At 58.2% G+C, this 15,887-nt stretch carries 15 protein-coding genes; 6 read left to right on the top strand and 9 right to left on the bottom strand.

Annotation, left to right across the window (positions count from 1 at the left end):
• Window positions 1–127: 127 nt before the first annotated feature.
• From CKW26_RS08910 to CKW26_RS08890, 5 genes are all read right to left on the bottom strand, one after another.
• Complete coding sequence (locus tag CKW26_RS08910) at window positions 128–1,054, bottom strand: glutamate/aspartate ABC transporter substrate-binding protein (protein ID WP_095048295.1); 927 nt, start codon at window positions 1,052–1,054, stop codon at window positions 128–130.
• A 538-nt stretch (window positions 1,055–1,592) separates the two neighbouring features.
• Window positions 1,593–3,131, bottom strand: a complete 1,539-nt coding sequence (gene glpD, locus CKW26_RS08905) for a glycerol-3-phosphate dehydrogenase (protein ID WP_095048294.1) — start codon at window positions 3,129–3,131, stop codon at window positions 1,593–1,595.
• A 273-nt stretch (window positions 3,132–3,404) separates the two neighbouring features.
• On the bottom strand, window positions 3,405–4,160 hold the full coding sequence (locus CKW26_RS08900) for a DeoR/GlpR family transcriptional regulator (RefSeq protein WP_007916700.1): 756 nt from the start codon (window positions 4,158–4,160) through the stop codon (window positions 3,405–3,407).
• A 95-nt stretch (window positions 4,161–4,255) separates the two neighbouring features.
• Window positions 4,256–5,758 (bottom strand): glycerol kinase GlpK, encoded by a 1,503-nt coding sequence (glpK, locus tag CKW26_RS08895; protein ID WP_093430586.1) that lies wholly within the window; start codon window positions 5,756–5,758, stop codon window positions 4,256–4,258.
• 77 nt (window positions 5,759–5,835) lie between these two features.
• The gene (locus CKW26_RS08890) at window positions 5,836–6,687 is read right to left on the bottom strand and encodes an MIP/aquaporin family protein (protein ID WP_016986645.1); all 852 of its coding nucleotides are present in this window, start codon (window positions 6,685–6,687) and stop codon (window positions 5,836–5,838) included.
• Window positions 6,688–7,049: 362 nt separating this feature from the next.
• Between CKW26_RS08890 and ybaK the strand changes: the two genes are divergently transcribed.
• The gene (gene ybaK / locus CKW26_RS08885) at window positions 7,050–7,520 is read left to right on the top strand and encodes a Cys-tRNA(Pro) deacylase (RefSeq protein WP_090285884.1); all 471 of its coding nucleotides are present in this window, start codon (window positions 7,050–7,052) and stop codon (window positions 7,518–7,520) included.
• Between the two features lie 95 nt (window positions 7,521–7,615).
• Entirely contained in the window at window positions 7,616–8,398 is a 783-nt protein-coding gene (locus tag CKW26_RS08880) for a PhzF family phenazine biosynthesis protein (protein ID WP_095048293.1), read from the top strand.
• 78 nt (window positions 8,399–8,476) lie between these two features.
• Here the strand turns inward: CKW26_RS08880 and CKW26_RS08875 are convergent, their stop codons facing one another.
• Window positions 8,477–9,586, bottom strand: coding sequence for an ABC transporter ATP-binding protein (locus CKW26_RS08875; protein ID WP_007916688.1), 1,110 nt, complete (start codon window positions 9,584–9,586; stop codon window positions 8,477–8,479).
• Window positions 9,583–10,503 (bottom strand): ornithine carbamoyltransferase, encoded by a 921-nt coding sequence (gene argF, locus CKW26_RS08870; RefSeq protein WP_093430582.1) that lies wholly within the window; start codon window positions 10,501–10,503, stop codon window positions 9,583–9,585. The genes CKW26_RS08875 and argF overlap by 4 nt, the downstream gene beginning before the upstream one ends.
• A gap of 403 nt (window positions 10,504–10,906) precedes the next feature.
• Here argF and CKW26_RS08865 point away from each other — a divergent pair, with 403 nt between their 5' ends.
• The 3 genes from CKW26_RS08865 to grxD all read left to right on the top strand — a co-directional run bounded on the left by CKW26_RS08865 (window position 10,907) and on the right by grxD (window position 13,876).
• Window positions 10,907–11,197 carry a hypothetical protein gene (locus tag CKW26_RS08865; protein ID WP_016986650.1) on the top strand — a complete coding sequence of 97 codons (291 nt, stop codon included), beginning with the start codon at window positions 10,907–10,909 and terminating at the stop codon, window positions 11,195–11,197.
• A gap of 134 nt (window positions 11,198–11,331) precedes the next feature.
• The gene (locus CKW26_RS08860) at window positions 11,332–13,437 is read left to right on the top strand and encodes a molybdopterin oxidoreductase family protein (protein WP_095048292.1); all 2,106 of its coding nucleotides are present in this window, start codon (window positions 11,332–11,334) and stop codon (window positions 13,435–13,437) included.
• Between the two features lie 97 nt (window positions 13,438–13,534).
• Window positions 13,535–13,876 carry a Grx4 family monothiol glutaredoxin gene (gene grxD, locus CKW26_RS08855; RefSeq protein ID WP_016773402.1) on the top strand — a complete coding sequence of 114 codons (342 nt, stop codon included), beginning with the start codon at window positions 13,535–13,537 and terminating at the stop codon, window positions 13,874–13,876.
• A gap of 187 nt (window positions 13,877–14,063) precedes the next feature.
• Here grxD and bfr read toward each other — a convergent pair whose 3' ends face one another.
• Both bfr and CKW26_RS08845 read right to left on the bottom strand, forming a co-directional pair.
• A complete protein-coding gene (bfr, locus tag CKW26_RS08850; protein WP_007916671.1) occupies window positions 14,064–14,537 on the bottom strand; it encodes a bacterioferritin in 474 nt (157 codons plus the stop codon).
• Window positions 14,538–14,739: 202 nt separating this feature from the next.
• A complete protein-coding gene (locus tag CKW26_RS08845) occupies window positions 14,740–14,958 on the bottom strand; it encodes a bacterioferritin-associated ferredoxin (RefSeq protein ID WP_093430580.1) in 219 nt (72 codons plus the stop codon).
• Between the two features lie 314 nt (window positions 14,959–15,272).
• Here CKW26_RS08845 and CKW26_RS08840 point away from each other — a divergent pair, with 314 nt between their 5' ends.
• Window positions 15,273–15,875: a peroxiredoxin gene (locus tag CKW26_RS08840; protein ID WP_003227723.1), complete on the top strand. Its 603-nt coding sequence runs from the start codon at window positions 15,273–15,275 to the stop codon at window positions 15,873–15,875.
• Window positions 15,876–15,887: the final 12 nt, after the last annotated feature.

The raw sequence follows: 15,887 nt of genomic DNA, 5'->3' as shown, positions 1-15,887 counted from the left end.
CGTTGAACGTCAGGCACACGCGATCGGCTCGGAAACCGCCAGGTCGAGTGTTCCACAGTGAAGCCAGCAGGTAGTAACAAACGCCTGAGGGAGGGTCGCCCCCTCAGGAGACAAGGTTAGTCAGGAATCAGATTTTTACGTCAGGCGCCGGCTTGTCGCTCGGGTTGGCGATCAGATCTTTTACCTTGTCGCTCATCGGGAAGTTCAGGTTCAGGCCTTTTGGCGGGATCGGGCTCTCGAACCACTTGCTGTAGATCTTGTTGATCTCGCCGGACTTGTACAGGCCGACAATGGCGGCATCGACGGCTTTCTTGAAGGCCGGGTCGTCTTTACGAACCATGCACGCGTAGGCTTCGAAGGACTGCGGCGTACCGGTGATGATCCAGTCAGTCGGCTTCTTGGCCTTGGCTTCTTCGCCGGCCAGCAGGGCGTCGTCCATCATGAAGGCTACGGCGCGGCCGCTTTCCAGCATGTTGAAGGATTCGCCGTGGTCTTTGGCGGAGATGATGTTCATGCCCATCTGCTTGTCGGCGTTCATCGCTTTGATGATGCGCTCGGACGTGGTGCCGGCGGTGGTCACGACGTTTTTGCCTTTCAGGTCGGCAAAGTCAGCGTAGGACGGCTTGCCATCCTTGTCTTTCTTGACCAGCAGACGGGTGCCGATTTCGAAGATGTTGACGGTGAAGTCGACTTGCTGGGCGCGTTCGGCGTTGTTGGTGGTGGAGCCGCACTCGATATCCGCGGTACCGTTCTGGATCAGCGGGATACGGGTTTGCGAGGTTACCAGGTTGTATTTGACCTGCAGGTCTGGCTTGTTCAGGTCTTTTTTCAGGGCTTCAACGATGGCCACTTGAATGTCGTGGGAGTAGCCCACTGGTTTGCCGGAAGCATCCGCGATGTAGGAAAACGGAATGGAGCTGTCGCGGTGAGCGAGCGTGATGGTGCCCGAATCGTTGATTTTCTTCAGGGTGCCGGTGAGTTCGGCGGCGAAAACTGGCGTGCTGATCAGAGCGGCCGCAATGGCTGCGCCCAGGATATGGGGAACGATGCGCATCAAATTTTCCTCGAATTGTTTTTTTTATGGAGCCAGTTCGTCGGCCCTTTTGTGCTTCGAATGCCTGACGGCTCCTGAAGTGTTGGCACAACAAGCATTCGTCGAGAGAGTGTAGAGCATGACTCGTGCCAGACCAGGGAGATGTACTTAACTTGATGATTTATAACGTTATTAAAGTTTTGTGATGGTTTGTTTTGGCATAACTGATCCGGTTTACCGAATCGACCGGGAAGTCGCGTTCGGAAAACCGAACGATCAAAAGCCCCTCACCCTAGCCCTCCCGAAACGTCGGACCGCCCAGAGGGAGAGGGGACTGAACGCGGCGACTGGGCGAGATGCACCGACCTGAGATACCGAGTCGAACTCAGAATTTGAACCTCATGAAGATCGGCTCCCTTCCCCCTCTACCCCCCTGGGGGAGAGGGCTGGGGTGAGGGGGAAACGATCAAACTGACACAATCAAATTTTGCAGAGCCCACAAAACAAAAAGCCCCTGAATCTCTCAATTCAGGGGCTTTCGTTTAAAGCGATGTTCACATCACGCCGCTTCAATCTTGCTACGGTTCTGCTCGACCTTGCCTAGGTACGCCGCCAGTTTCTCCTGCTCGGCCGGAGTGGTGAACAGGCCCAGCTTGCTGCGGCGCCACAGAATGTCGTGGGCCGTGGTTGCCCACTCTTCGCTGCACAGGTAATCGACTTCGCGGGTGTAGAGCCCGCCGCCGATGTGTTCGCCCATGTCCGCGAGGCTTTCCACACCTTCAAGCATGCGCCAGGTCCGGCTGCCGTAGGTGGTGGCCCAGCGGCGGGCGATCTCGGTCGGTACGAAGTCGAACTTGTCGCGGATCTGCGCGCACAAGGCTTGCGGGGTGGTCATGTCCTCGCCGCCAGGCAGGGTAGCGGTGGCTGTCCAGCTCGGGCGCATCTGGGTGAAGAACGGCATCAACTGCGCCATCGCCGACTCGGCGAGCTTGCGGTAGGTGGTCAGCTTGCCGCCGAACACCGACAACAGCGGTGCCTCTTCAGTGCTGCCCGACAAGGCCAGGGTGTAATCACGGGTGACGGCCGACGGGTTGTCGGATTCGTCGTTGCACAGTGGGCGTACGCCCGAGTAGCTGTGCTGGATGTCGTCACGGCTGATCTGCTGCTTGAAGTGGGCGTTGACCACTTTCAACAGGTAGTCGGTTTCGGCGTCGGTGATTGCCACTTTCGCCGGATCACCGGTGTACTCACGATCGGTGGTGCCGATCAGGGTGAAGTGGTTCAGGTACGGAATGGTGAAGACGATGCGCTGATCTTCGTTTTGCAGAATGTGCGCGTGATCGCCTTCATACAACTTCGGCACGATGATGTGGCTGCCCTGGATCAAACGGATGCCGTAAGGCGATTCCATCTTCAGGTCGTCACGAATGAACTTGGCAACCCACGGGCCGGCGGCGTTCACCAGCGCTTTGGCGGTGATCGAAAACAGGCTGCCGTCGGCTCGTTCCAGATGCAGGTGCCACAGGCCTTTGGTGCGACGGGCGCTGACGCACCGGGTCTGAGTGTGCACGTGGGCACCTTTTTCGCGGGCGGCCATGGCGTTGAGTACCACGAGGCGGGCGTCGTCGACCCAGCAGTCGGAGTATTCGAAGCCTTTCTTGATTTCGCTTTTCAGTGCGCTGTCGGCACCAAACTTGAGGCTTTTCGAACCTGGCAGTTTTTCGCGCTTGCCGAGGTTGTCATAGAGGAACAGGCCAGCGCGGATCATCCATGCCGGGCGCAGGTGTGGACGGTGCGGCAACACGAAGCGCATCGGTTTGACGATATGCGGCGCCTTGGCCAGCAACACTTCGCGCTCAGCCAGCGCTTCACGTACCAGACGAAATTCGTAATGTTCGAGATAGCGCAGGCCGCCGTGGATCAGCTTGCTGCTAGCCGACGAGGTGTGGCTGGCCAGATCGTCTTTTTCGCAAAGGAACACCGAAAGCCCGCGACCGGCGGCATCCGCTGCGATCCCCACGCCATTGATCCCGCCGCCAATGACAGCGATGTCGTAGATCTCGGAGAGAGGGGGCGTACGCAAGGTAGAGGTGGACATCGGCTGGCCTCGGGTTCTTTTGATTTTCTATATTGGAAATCGAACATGAATGTTCATTTGCGAAAATGGTAGCCCATAAACACGCGCACAGCCAGTCACGTTCGATTGAAAAAACTCATCGAAGGGCGAGTAAAAGAAAATATTCGAACATTTACGGGCAGATCGTTCCCATGCGCAGCAAAGGAATGCATCCATCGACGCTCTGCGTCGGCTTTGAGGTGGGACGCAGAGCGTCCCGGGCTGCATTCCCACGCGGAGCGTGGGAACAAGTAACTAGACGACTTCCAGGCGAATCTTGTGCTGACTCAACAACTGCGCCAGCGCCGGCACCGGTTGCTGATCCGTTACCAGGCAATCGATCAGGCTGATCGGCCCCAGGCGAATCATCGCGTTACGCCCGAATTTGCTGGAGTCCGCCGCCAGAATCACCTGCCGCGCATTGGCAATGATCGCCTGCGACACCCGCACTTCCTGATAATCGAAATCCAGCAAGCTACCGTCTTCATCAATACCGCTGATCCCGACCAGGGCGAAATCAACTTTGAACTGATTAATGAAATCCACGCTCGCCTGACCGACCACGCCGCCATCACGGCGCACATTGCCGCCGGTCAGCAGCACATCGAAATCATCCTTGGCACTGAGCATCGACGCCACATGCAGGTTGTTGGTGATGATCTTCAGATGATTGTGGTTGAGCAGGGCGCGGGCAATCGATTCGGTGGTGGTGCCGATATTGATGAACAGCGAGGCGTGATCGGGGATCTGGGCGGCGATGGCTTCACCGATGCGTTGTTTTTCATCGCGCATCTGGTCGGCGCGCATTGCATAGGCAGTGTTTTCGACGCTGGAATCGTAGGCTGCGCCGCCATGGTAGCGACGCAACAGATTGGCTTCCGCGAGCTGATTGATGTCGCGGCGGATGGTTTGCGGGGTAACAACGAACAGCGTGGCCATTTCCTCGATGCTCACATAGCCGCGTTCGCGGACCAGCTCGAGGATTTGCTGCTGACGGGGAGGCAGATTCATGGGGCTTCCTTTGGGCTGCCGTGCAAAATTTGCCCATGATGCCGCACGAATCCGCTCCCGACCAGTTAGATGCCTATCTAGATCTGAAGGTTGGCTTATTCAGCGTCTTCACGCGCCCAGTCACGGGTGCGGCTGACGGCTTTTTTCCAGCCTTTGTACAGCTTCTCTTTCTCGGTTTCGTCCAGGCTCGGTTCAAACTCACGCTCGATCACCGCTTTACCGCGTAATTCGTCCAGGCTGCCCCAGAAACCGCACGCCAGACCGGCCAGATACGCGGCGCCAAGTGCCGTGGTTTCGCGCATTTGCGGACGCTCGACCTGCGTGCCGAGGATGTCGGCCTGGAACTGCATGAGGAAGTTGTTCGCCACCGCGCCGCCGTCCACGCGCAGGGCTTTGAGGCGTTCGCCGGAGTCTTGCTGCATGGCGTCGAGCACGTCGCGAGTCTGGTAAGCGATCGACTCCAGTGCGGCGCGGATGATGTGATCCACGCGCACGCCGCGAGTCAGGCCGAACAGCGCGCCACGGGCATACGGGTCCCAGTACGGCGCGCCCAGACCGGTGAAGGCCGGCACCAGGTACACGCCGTTGCTGTCCTTCACTTTATTGGCGAAGTATTCGGTGTCGTGGGCGTCGTTGATGATTTTCAGTTCATCGCGCAGCCACTGCACGGTCGAACCGCCGTTGAACACCGCGCCTTCCAGTGCGTAAGCGACTTCGCCACGCGGGCCGCAAGCGATGGTGGTGAGCATGCCGTGTTGGGATTTCACCGCTTTGTCGCCAGTGTTCATCAGCAGGAAGCAGCCGGTGCCGTAGGTGTTTTTCGCCTGACCCGGCTCCACGCACATCTGGCCGAACAATGCGGCTTGCTGGTCACCGGCGATACCGCCGATGGCAATGCCGCTCTTGGTACGACCGTAGATTTCCGAAGAAGCCTTCACTTCCGGAAGCATCTCGCGCGGGATGTCGAGGATTTCCAGCATCTTCGAATCCCATTCCAGCGAATGGATATTGAAGAGCATGGTGCGCGAGGCGTTGGTGTAGTCGGTGACGTGCACCTTGCCGCCGGTGAATTTCCAGATCAGCCAGCTATCGACGGTGCCGAACAGCAGCTCGCCGTTGCGCGCTCGCTCGCGGCTGCCTTCGACGTTGTCGAGGATCCACTTCAGTTTGGTGCCGGAGAAGTACGGGTCGGTGACCAGACCGGTGTTGTCGCGGATGTAGTCTTCGTGGCCATCGCGCTTGAGCTGCTGGCAGATCTCGGTGCTGCGGCGGCACTGCCAGACGATGGCGTTGTACACCGGGCGGCCGGTGGTCTTGTCCCAGACCACGGTGGTTTCACGCTGGTTGGTGATGCCGATGGCAGCCACCTGATCGTGATGCAGCCCAGCCTGGGCCAGCGCTTCAACCATCACCGCGCTCTGGGTGGCGAAGATTTCCATCGGGTCGTGTTCAACCCAACCGGCTTGCGGGTAATGCTGGGCGAATTCGCGCTGCGCGGTGCAGACCACGTTCGCGTCGCGGTCGAAAATGATCGCGCGGGAGCTGGTCGTACCCTGATCGAGGGCAATGATGTAGTTCTTATTCTGAATGTCGGTCATGTCGATTGCCTTGGACGAAATAAGGGAGAGTGGGCCGTGGCGCAGGCTCTATAGGGCAGGAGCCGGTGCCGACTGTTTCAAGAAGTTCTTGGTTTGCCGTCAATGGCCGGTTCTGCATCCTTTGTAGCAGGTGTGGCGCCGGTCAGGTGACGGGCGATGAGCCCGCGATACCCGGCAGCGCCGAGGCAGGCACCGACAATCGGTGCAAAAATCGGAATCAGGAAATACGGAATATCACGGCCGCCAGTGAAGGAAATTTCACCCCAGCCGGCGAAGAAAGTCATCAGTTTCGGACCGAAGTCACGCGCCGGGTTCATGGCGAAACCGGTCAACGGCCCCATCGAACTGCCGATCACCGCGATCAGCAAGCCGATCAGCAGCGGTGCCAGCGGGCCTTTCGGCAGGCCGTTGTTGTCATCGGTCAGGGACATGATCACGCCCATCAGGATCGCGGTGATGATCATCTCGACCAGGAATGCCTGGGCGGTGGACAGCACCGGGTTGGGGAAGGTCGAAAACACCGAGGCCAATTCAAGGCTGGCGGCCGAGCCGCGGACCATTTGGTGAGTTTGTTCGTAATCGAAGAAAAGATTGCTGTACAGCGTGTAAACCAGCAGCGCGCCGCAGAAGGCGCCGGCGATCTGGGCAAGAATATAGAACGGCAGTTTGCGCTTTTCAAAGTCGGCGAAGATCGCCAGGGCGATGCTCACGGCCGGGTTCAGGTGCGCGCCGGAAACTCCGGCGGTGAGGTAGATCGCCATGCTCACGCCGACGCCCCAGATGATGCTGATTTCCCACAGGCCGAAGCTGGCACCCGCGACTTTGAGCGCGGCGACACAGCCGGTGCCGAAAAAGATCAGAAGAGCAGTACCCAGAAACTCGGCCATGCATTGGCTTGAGAGCGTTGGTTGCTGTAAAGCAGTTGTCATTGAAAACCTCGTTTTTGTTGTTGTCTGGCGCGTTTGCCAACAGGGCAAGGCGCGATTTTCCCCGAGTAGGAATCCCCATTCCGTTCCCGGTTTACTGCTGGGTGTCGATGTGACGACAATTCTTACATTATTCAGATTCGAAAAAATATAGACAAGAAACAAACCTGTCAAAGGTCGAAAGTGAACCATTGGTCACAATAAAACTATTCGCTGGGTGAATGATCCTTTGTGGCCCAGGTGCGACAACGTGCGCTGAATGTCTGCGAGCCGCGGGAATCGTGGCTTGGGATAGAGCCTTTTGGAGGCTGATCACCTAGAATCCGGCGGAGGTTTTTTTTGCCATTGCCGAACCTGGAGCTGCTATGACCCCTGCGTTGGACTTGTTGAAAAAAGTTCGTGCCGAACATCGCGTGCACAGTTACGAACATGACCCGAAGGCCGCGTCCTATGGCCTTGAGGCCGCAGAGAAGCTGGCACTTGAACCGGCACAGGTGTTTAAAACCCTGCTCGCGGCCAGTGAAAAAGGCGAGTTGCTGGTGGCGGTGGTGCCGGTCGTCGGAAGCCTCGACCTCAAAGGTCTGGCCCATGCCGCTGGCGTAAAAAAAGTCGAGATGGCTGACCCGGCAGCCGCTCAGCGCTCCACCGGTTATCTGTTGGGCGGCATCAGCCCGTTGGGGCAGAAGAAGCGCCTGCGTACCTTTATCGACAACTCGGCTCAGGGTTTTGCGACTATTTATGTCAGCGCCGGTCGGCGTGGCCTGGAAGTGGAACTGGCGCCCGCGGTGCTCGCCGAACACACCCAGGCCAAATTTGCCGACATCGGCCGTCCTTAGTCATTAATGCTGTATGTAAAAAATTGACTGGTTCTGTCACTGGCGCTGATCACGGCGTGGCTGCATCCTCCGCCGACTGACCCAGGGAGAAAGTTATGCAGCTCGAGTTTCATCAGGTCGACGCGTTCAGTGATCGGCCGTTCAGTGGTAATCCGGCGATGGTTTATCGGCTGGAGACGTGGCTCGCGGATGAGTTGATGCAGAAGATCGCCGCCGAACACAATCTGGCGGAAACTGCGTTTCTGGTGCGCGAAGGTCAGGCCTGGCATATCCGCTGGTTTACCCCGACCACTGAAGTGCCGTTGTGCGGGCACGCCACGTTGGCCAGTGCTTATGTGCTGTTCGAGATCTACAAGGAAAGCGCCGAGCGTATCGACTTTACCTGTAAATCCGGTCCGCTGAGCGTCACGCGGGAAGGTGATCGGTTGTGGCTGGATTTCCCGTCGATCATGCCGTCTGAGATTGGTGTGACTGTCGACGTTGAGCGGGCGCTGGGGGTCGAGGCGGTGGATGTGCTCGGCTCCAACGAACTGTTTGTGGTGCTGGAGTCGGAGCAGGCGGTGCTCGATTGCAAACCGGACATGGTCGCGCTGGCCAAATTGCCGTGGCTGGGCGCTATCGTCACGGCGCGGGGTAATCAACACGATTTCGTCTCGCGCTATTTTGCACCGGCGATCGGCATCAATGAGGACCCGGTGACCGGTTCGACGCATTGCAGCCTGATTCCGTATTGGTCCAAGCGTCTGGGCAAGTCGAGCCTGACCGCGTATCAGCGATCGGCGCGGGGTGGGGAGTTGTTTTGTCGGCTGGAGGGTGAGCGAGTGAAGATTGGCGGCAATGCGACGCTGGTTGCGAGCGGCACCCTGATCCTCGGTTAAAAGCTAAAAGATCGCAGCCTTCGGCAGCTCCTACATTGATCCCTGTAGGAGCTGCCGAAGGCTGCGATCTTTTGATCTTTAAAGCGCGGTGCTGTAGCGGCGCACGCCGTTTTCCACTGCCGGGATTTGTGCGGCGGTGCTGCCCGATGCCTGGAACAGCACCAGATGCTCAGCGGCAACACGAATCCCCACCTCCGCGCCCACCTGATGATCCGCATGGCTCGGGAAAATCGATTCCAGCTGCGCACCCGTCGGCAATTGCAGGCGATACAGCGTCGAAGCGCCAAGGAACGTCTTACCCACAATCCGTGCTTTCAAGGCGCTGTCCGGCGCATACACAATGTCATCCGGGCGCAGCAACACGTCCACTGCACCGCCAATCGGCCAGGTATAAGCGCGATTTCCGCGTAACTCACCCAGTTCAGTCTGCACCGATTCCGGGCTGTCGAGCTGGCCGCGAATGAAGTAACCCTGACCGATGAAGCTGGCCACATACGGTGTCGCCGGTTCGTGATAAAGGTTGTACGGCGTGTCCCACTGCTCCAGTCGACCTTCCTTGAACACGCCAACGTGATCGCTGACGGCAAAGGCTTCCTCCTGATCGTGGGTCACCAGAATCGCGCTGGTACCTCGGGCCTTGAGGATGTCGCGCACTTCGTGGCTGAGCTTGCGGCGTAGTTCGCCATCGAGGTTGGAGAATGGCTCGTCGAGCAACAGCAATTGCGGTTCCGGCGCCAGGGCGCGGGCGAGGGCAACACGTTGCTGCTGGCCACCGGACAACTCGTGCGGGAAGCGTTTGCCGAGATTCTTCAGGTTGACCAGTTCGAGCAGCTCTTCGGTGACGCGCTCTTTGTTCGGATGCTTGCGAATACCGAAGGCGATGTTGTCGGCAACGCTCAGGTGCGGGAACAGTGCGTAGTCCTGGAACACCATGCCGATCCGGCGTTTTTCCGGGGCGAGGGTGAAGCCGGCGCTGGAAATGGTTTCGCCACCGAGGGTGATTTCCCCTTCGTGCACTGGCTCGAATCCGGCAATGGCACGCAGGGTGGTGGTCTTGCCGCAGCCAGACGAGCCTAGCAGGCAGCCGATATCACCGGCGTTGAGGTGCAGATTGAGGTTCTGCACCACACGTTGATCTTGATAGCCGCAAGCGAGGTTGCGCAGGTTCAGCAGTAATTCATGGCTCATGCGTGGTGATATGCCGGTTCAACGAGGAACTCGAGCAGGGCCTTCTGTGCGTGGAGACGGTTTTCTGCCTGATCCCAAGCGACGGAGCGCGGGTCATCAAGCAGGTCGAGGCTGATTTCTTCGCCACGGTGCGCCGGCAGGCAATGCATGAACAGCACGTCCTCGGCAGCGAGGTCGAGCAGGGCGCGGTTGACCTGAAACGGCGCGAACAGCTTGAGGCGCTTGGCAGTTTCCTCTTCCTGACCCATCGAAGTCCAGACGTCGGTGCTCACCAGATGCGCGCCGCGCACGGCGTCTTGCGGGTCGCGGACGATGGTCACGCGATCGCCAGCTCTGGCGACGAATTCAGGATTTGGCTCGTAGCCTTCCGGGCAGGCAACGCGCAACTGGAAGTCGAACTGGATCGCCGCTTCTATATAGCTGTTGCACATGTTGTTGCCGTCGCCGATCCAGGCGACCGTTTTGCCCTGGATCGAGCCACGGTGTTCAAGGAACGTCTGCATGTCGGCCAGCAACTGGCACGGGTGCAGGTCATCGGACAGGCCGTTGATCACTGGCACGCGCGAGTTGGCGGCGAATTCGGTCAGGGTGCTGTGGGCAAAGGTACGGATCATCACCGCATCGAGCATGCTCGACATGACGATGGCGCAGTCGCCGATCGGCTCGCCACGGCCCAGTTGGGTATCGCGCGGCGACAGGAAGATTGCCTGGCCGCCGAGCTGGATCATGCCGGCCTCGAACGAGATCCGGGTACGGGTCGAGGATTTTTCGAAGATCATCCCCAGCACGCGGTTTTTCAGAGGCTCGAACAGTACGCCGCGGTTACGCAGGTCCTTGAGCTCAACGCCTCGACGGATCACGCTGACCAGCTCTTCGGGCGTGCAATCCATCAGGGAGAGAAAGTGCCTTGCGCTCATCATTGACTACCTTTTGCTACAAACCGCAGATGCTCAAAGCCTTGTTTAACGGAACAACGGGCGAGACCTGCGGCGTAAGCCGCACGGGGCGACGAAATAGGGGAAGGCGCGATATTGACACTAAATGTCGCGTTTTTCCAATAGGCTACGGTTTTTGCGGGATTCGGAGGGCGCACTGAATGTTGCAGTCGCGCATTTGAAGCCGGGTTCAGGACAGCAGCGAGCCTCTTTGTACACTGGCGTTACAGGGCTTGGCAATGCGGCGTGGCGGGGATCGCGTCGCTTGGGTCGGTTTACCACCGTGGCGCCATGCCATCACTTGGTCGGATGCTCAGGCTGAAACATTTGCTAAAGCAAAGTGCTGGGTTATAAATAAGTTTCGAGCGACGCAGGAAGCCTCCGCATGGAATCGAAAGAAAAACTGTTAATGGAACTGCTGGGCCACACGGCTCGCTCACTGACCCATCTCACCGCCTCAGTCACTTCAATGTCATTCGAACTGCTGCGCAGCGAAGACGAAGTGGTGAAGAGCGCCGGCCGCCACATGATCGATCGCATGGCGACCATCAGTGCCGGGCTCGACGAACACTGGCGATTGATCGGCGAGCTCACCGGCGTACATGTCGCCCACGAGCAGATTGAAACCATTCAGGAGATTCAGTTGGCCGCACCGCCTCAGCTGCCGTCGAACTGATCATGGCGGTTTATCGGCTCGCCTGATAACCGCCGATTCACAAGACGAACGTCGCTGGCGCAGGATCGGCGCCGGGGCCATAGTTTTGTTCCCGCGGGCGTGATTGCCTGCCCAGAACAAGACAGAGACTGGCCATGACCAAGACTCTCCATCACCGTGCCTGCCATCTGTGTGAAGCCATTTGCGGGCTGACCATCGAAACCACCGAAACCGAGGGCAACGTCGCGATCACTTCAATCAAGGGTGACGCGCTCGACACGTTTAGTCGTGGACACATTTGCCCCAAGGCTGTGGCCCTGCAAGACATCCAGAACGATCCTGATCGCCTGCGCCAGCCAATGCGCCGTGTGGGCAGTGAATGGCTGCCGATAGAGTGGGACGAGGCTTTTGCGCTGGTGGCCGAGAAGCTGGCGGCCATCCAGGAGCGTCATGGCCAGAACGCCGTGGCGGTCTATCAAGGCAACCCGAGCGTGCATAACTACGGGCTGATGACCCACAGCAATTATTTCCTGGGGCTGCTGAAGACGCGCAATCGCTACTCGGCGACCTCGGTCGATCAGTTGCCGCATCACCTGAGCAGTTATCTGATGTACGGCCATGGTTTGCTGTTGCCGATTCCAGATATCGATCACACCGACTTCATGCTGATTCTCGGCGGTAATCCGCTGGCGTCCAACGGCAGCATCATGACCGTGCCGGATGTCGAGAAGCGTTTGAAAGCGATTCAGGCGCGCGGCGGCAAAGTGGTGGTTGTCGATCCACGGCGCAGCGAGACGGCGGCCATGGCTGATCAGCATTTGTTCGTGCGTCCGGGGGGCGATGCGGCGTTGTTGTTTGGCGTGTTAAACACCCTGTTTAGCGAAGGCTTGACCAGCGAAAGTCATTTGCCGGTCGATGGGCTGGATGACGTGCGCGCCGCTGTCGCTGCGTTTACCGCTGAAGCCATGAGCCCGTTGTGTGCTGTTCCTGCCGAGCAGATCCGCCAACTGGCCCGGGATTTCGCCGCCGCGCCGAGTGCCGTGTGCTACGGACGCATGGGCGTTTCGACGCAGGCCTTCGGCACCTTGTGTCACTGGGTGGTGCAATTGATCAACCTGGTCACCGGTAATCTTGATCGCGTCGGCGGTGCACTGTGCACTGAACCCGCAGTGGATCTGGTGGCGTCGACTTCGGGCGGGCATTTCAACAAATGGCAGAGTCGCGTTTCCGGGCGTCCCGAGTACGGCGGCGAGCTACCGGTCTCGGCCCTGGCCGAAGAGATGCTCACCGAAGGCGAGGGCCAGATTCGTGCGCTGATCACCGTCGCTGGCAACCCGGTGTTGTCGACGCCGAACGGGCGGCAACTGGAGCAGGCGCTGGATGGCCTGGAGTTCATGGTCAGCGTCGACCTGTACATCAATGAAACCACGCGCTATGCCGACCTGATTCTGCCGTCGACCTCGGCGCTGGAAAACGATCACTACGACACGACGTTCAACCTGTTCGCGGTGCGCAACGTCACCCGCTTCAACCGCGCGATCCTCGCCAAACCCGAGGGCGCTTTACATGACTGGGAGATCTTCGTGGGCTTGGCCAAGGCCTTGGCCGAGAAGACTGGCAAGGAACTGAAACCGACCATGCCACCGGCGAAGATGATCGACATGGGCCTGCGCATGGGCCTGTACGGTGACGCGTCCGAGCAAAAGCTTTCGTTGGCAACGTTGTTCGATCATCCCCACGGGATTGATCTGGGCGCGTTGAAGCCGAACCTGGCTGCGCGCCTGAAAACGCCGAATCAGCGCGTGCAGGCTGCTCCGCCAGAGATCCTTGCTGACCTCGCACGCTTTGCCGCATTGCAGGCGCCGGCCGCCGATGAGCTGTTGATGATTGGCCGTCGTCATGTGCGCAGCAATAACTCGTGGATGCACAACTATCACCGTCTGGTGAAGGGCAAGCCGCGCCATCAACTGCTGATGCACCCGGATGACCTCGCTAGCCGTGGGCTTAACGATGGTCAGTTGGTTCGCGTCAGCTCGCGGGTGGGGCAGATCGAGGTCGAGGTGCTCGGCAGTCTGGACATGATGAAAGGTGTGGTAAGCCTGCCGCATGGTTGGGGGCATGCGCGGCCGGGCGTGCAAATGGCGATTGCCAGCAGTCAGCCTGGGTCTAGCGCAAACGATCTGACCGATGAGTGTCAGCTTGATGAGCTGTCGGGTAACGCCGCACTTAATGGTGTGCCGGTGACGGTGGCGGCGGCCTGAATGTGACCGTCGGGGAGACCGAGCATGGCGCTCGGGATTCCGTTACAATGCGTCACCGTGCCGACCCATGAGTCGGAAAGTTCAGCCGAGGTGCTCCATGGATATCATCGAAACGATTAAAGAGCAGATTGCCAACAACACCATTCTGCTTTACATGAAAGGCTCGCCGAATGCCCCACAGTGTGGCTTCTCTGCGAAAGCTGCGCAGGCTGTGATGGCTTGTGGCGAAAAGTTTGCGTATGTGGACATCCTGCAGAACCCGGAAATCCGCGCCAACCTGCCGAAGTACGCCAACTGGCCGACTTTCCCGCAACTGTGGGTCGGCGGTGAACTGGTCGGCGGTAGTGACATCATGACCGAGATGGCTGCAGACGGTTCGCTGCAAAGCACCATCAAGGCGGCTGTTGAAGCGGCAGCGGCGAACAAGTCCGAAGCCTGATCGGCCAGGTTTCATGCGACAGCTGCTGCTTGTGTAGGAGCTGTCGCATGAAACGAGGCTGCGATCTTTTGATCTTCAGCCAATAAAAAGCCCCGCCACTCGAAAGAGTGCGGGGCTTTTTAGTGCGTTCGAAAAGTTACTGCAAGTTGCCGGTGCAACCTGAAAAGATCGCAGCCTTCGGCAGCTCCTACTCTTCGCCCATCTGCGATTGCAGATAGTTCTCAAGACCGACTTTGTCGATCAGGCCCAGTTGGGTTTCCAGCCAGTCGATATGTTCTTCTTCGGATTCGAGAATGTCTTCGAGCAGTTCACGGCTGCCGAAATCGCCAACGGTTTCGCAATGGGCGATTGCGGTCTTCAGGTCAGCATGACCGGTCTTCTCGATACGCAGGTCGCACTCCAGCATTTCCTTGGTGTGCTCGCCGATGTGCAGCTTGCCCAGGTCCTGCACGTTCGGCAGGCCTTCGAGGAACAGGATGCGCTTGATCAGCTTGTCCGCGTGTTTCATCTCGTCGATGGATTCTTTGTACTCGTGCTTGCCGAGCTTGTTCAGGCCCCAATCTTCATACATGCGTGCATGCAGGAAGTACTGATTGATCGCGACCAGCTCATTGGCAAGGATCTTGTTGAGATGCTGGATGACTGTAATGTCGCCTTTCATGATCGGAGTCCTGCCCTGTATTAGCTGTATATACGGCAGAGTTTGAGCTTCGTACTTATAAGTGTCAAACCTAAGTTATTGAATAATATATGAAAATTAATCGGAATAAGAATGTTTGTGTTCCGCGTCTGGGCGCTAAGCAGTTGATTTATAGGCATAAAAAAACCGGACATAAGTCCGGTTCTTTGAAATGGGGGGGCAATTAGGCGGCAGTAAATTCTACAGGGTAGGGGATCGCAGCCTGAGCGGTTTGCAGCTTGGTCAGGGTTTCGCGAACGACTTCCTTGGCAAGGCACGCACATTTGCCGCATTGGCTGGCGACGCCGGTGGCCTGGCGGACTTCTTTATAGCTGCAGCAACCTTCATAGATCGCATCGCGGATCTGTCCGTCGGTGACGCCAGTGCAGAGACAAACATACATAAGTGAGAACCGTCGCTGGTTGTGACTCAATTGCGATGGATCTTAATGTTAACGAGAATGATTGTCAAAGTGCTTTCGGAAGGCTTCTGCTGATTCACAGCCGTGACTGACGAATGGTATTTGCTGGCGATTTGCCTGGCCCCGTAAATGCAGCGCCGTTCTACGCCTGCTTCGAAAAACCGTTAAGGACAGGCCAAATTCGCAGTGTATGATGGTCGGCCCTTGCGAAGGGGGTTCGTGTCACAGGGCTGTCGCTTGAGGGTGGCAGGCTGGCGCGGACCCTGAACTTCAAGTTTTTACACCAGGAGATATCAATGAGCGTACTCGTAGGCAAACAAGCCCCTGACTTCACCGTCCCGGCCGTACTCGGCAATGGCGAGATCGTTGACAGCTTCACCCTGTCCTCGGCCATCAAAGGCAAATACGGCCTGGTGTTCTTCTACCCACTGGACTTCACCTTCGTCTGCCCGTCCGAGCTGATCGCTCTGGACAACCGCATGGCCGACTTCAAGGCACGCAACGTTGAAGTGATCGCTGTGTCGATCGACTCGCACTTCACTCACAACGCATGGCGCAACACCCCAGTAAACAATGGCGGCATCGGCCAGGTGAAATACACCATGGCTGCCGACATGAAGCACGACATCGCCAAGGCTTACGACGTTGAATCCGAAGGCGGCGTGGCTTTCCGTGGCGCGTTCCTGATCGACGACAAAGGCGTTGTCCGTTCGCAGATCATCAACGACCTGCCGCTGGGCCGTAACATGGAAGAGCTGATCCGTCTGGTCGACGCTCTGCAATTCCACGAAGAGCACGGCGAAGTCTGCCCTGCCAACTGGAAAAAAGGCGACAAAGGCATGAACGCTTCGCCAGAAGGCGTTGCGGCTTACCTGACCGAGAACGCTGCAGCCCTGTAAGGCGCAACGTCG

This window comes from Pseudomonas sp. Irchel s3h9 (genome assembly GCF_900187475.1).
Taxonomy (GTDB): domain Bacteria; phylum Pseudomonadota; class Gammaproteobacteria; order Pseudomonadales; family Pseudomonadaceae; genus Aquipseudomonas; species Aquipseudomonas neuropathica.
This window is presented reverse-complemented; position numbering and strand designations above follow the sequence as displayed.

Excerpts from the sequence above, each read along its gene's own strand:
- CKW26_RS08900 (WP_007916700.1), bottom strand. The coding sequence starts at position 4,160 with ATGAATCTGCCTCCCCGTCAGCAGCAAATCCTCGAGCTGGTCCGCGAA.
- glpD (WP_095048294.1), bottom strand. The coding sequence starts at position 3,131 with ATGTCCACCTCTACCTTGCGTACGCCCCCTCTCTCCGAGATCTACGAC.
- grxD (WP_016773402.1), top strand. The coding sequence starts at position 13,535 with ATGGATATCATCGAAACGATTAAAGAGCAGATTGCCAACAACACCATT.
- CKW26_RS08840 (WP_003227723.1), top strand. The coding sequence starts at position 15,273 with ATGAGCGTACTCGTAGGCAAACAAGCCCCTGACTTCACCGTCCCGGCC.
- CKW26_RS08875 (WP_007916688.1), bottom strand. The coding sequence starts at position 9,586 with ATGAGCCATGAATTACTGCTGAACCTGCGCAACCTCGCTTGCGGCTAT.
- CKW26_RS08880 (WP_095048293.1), top strand. The coding sequence starts at position 7,616 with ATGCAGCTCGAGTTTCATCAGGTCGACGCGTTCAGTGATCGGCCGTTC.
- CKW26_RS08845 (WP_093430580.1), bottom strand. The coding sequence starts at position 14,958 with ATGTATGTTTGTCTCTGCACTGGCGTCACCGACGGACAGATCCGCGAT.
- CKW26_RS08910 (WP_095048295.1), bottom strand. The coding sequence starts at position 1,054 with ATGCGCATCGTTCCCCATATCCTGGGCGCAGCCATTGCGGCCGCTCTG.
- ybaK (WP_090285884.1), top strand. The coding sequence starts at position 7,050 with ATGACCCCTGCGTTGGACTTGTTGAAAAAAGTTCGTGCCGAACATCGC.
- CKW26_RS08860 (WP_095048292.1), top strand. The coding sequence starts at position 11,332 with ATGACCAAGACTCTCCATCACCGTGCCTGCCATCTGTGTGAAGCCATT.
- bfr (WP_007916671.1), bottom strand. The coding sequence starts at position 14,537 with ATGAAAGGCGACATTACAGTCATCCAGCATCTCAACAAGATCCTTGCC.
- CKW26_RS08865 (WP_016986650.1), top strand. The coding sequence starts at position 10,907 with ATGGAATCGAAAGAAAAACTGTTAATGGAACTGCTGGGCCACACGGCT.
- glpK (WP_093430586.1), bottom strand. The coding sequence starts at position 5,758 with ATGACCGACATTCAGAATAAGAACTACATCATTGCCCTCGATCAGGGT.
- CKW26_RS08890 (WP_016986645.1), bottom strand. The coding sequence starts at position 6,687 with ATGACAACTGCTTTACAGCAACCAACGCTCTCAAGCCAATGCATGGCC.
- argF (WP_093430582.1), bottom strand. The coding sequence starts at position 10,503 with ATGAGCGCAAGGCACTTTCTCTCCCTGATGGATTGCACGCCCGAAGAG.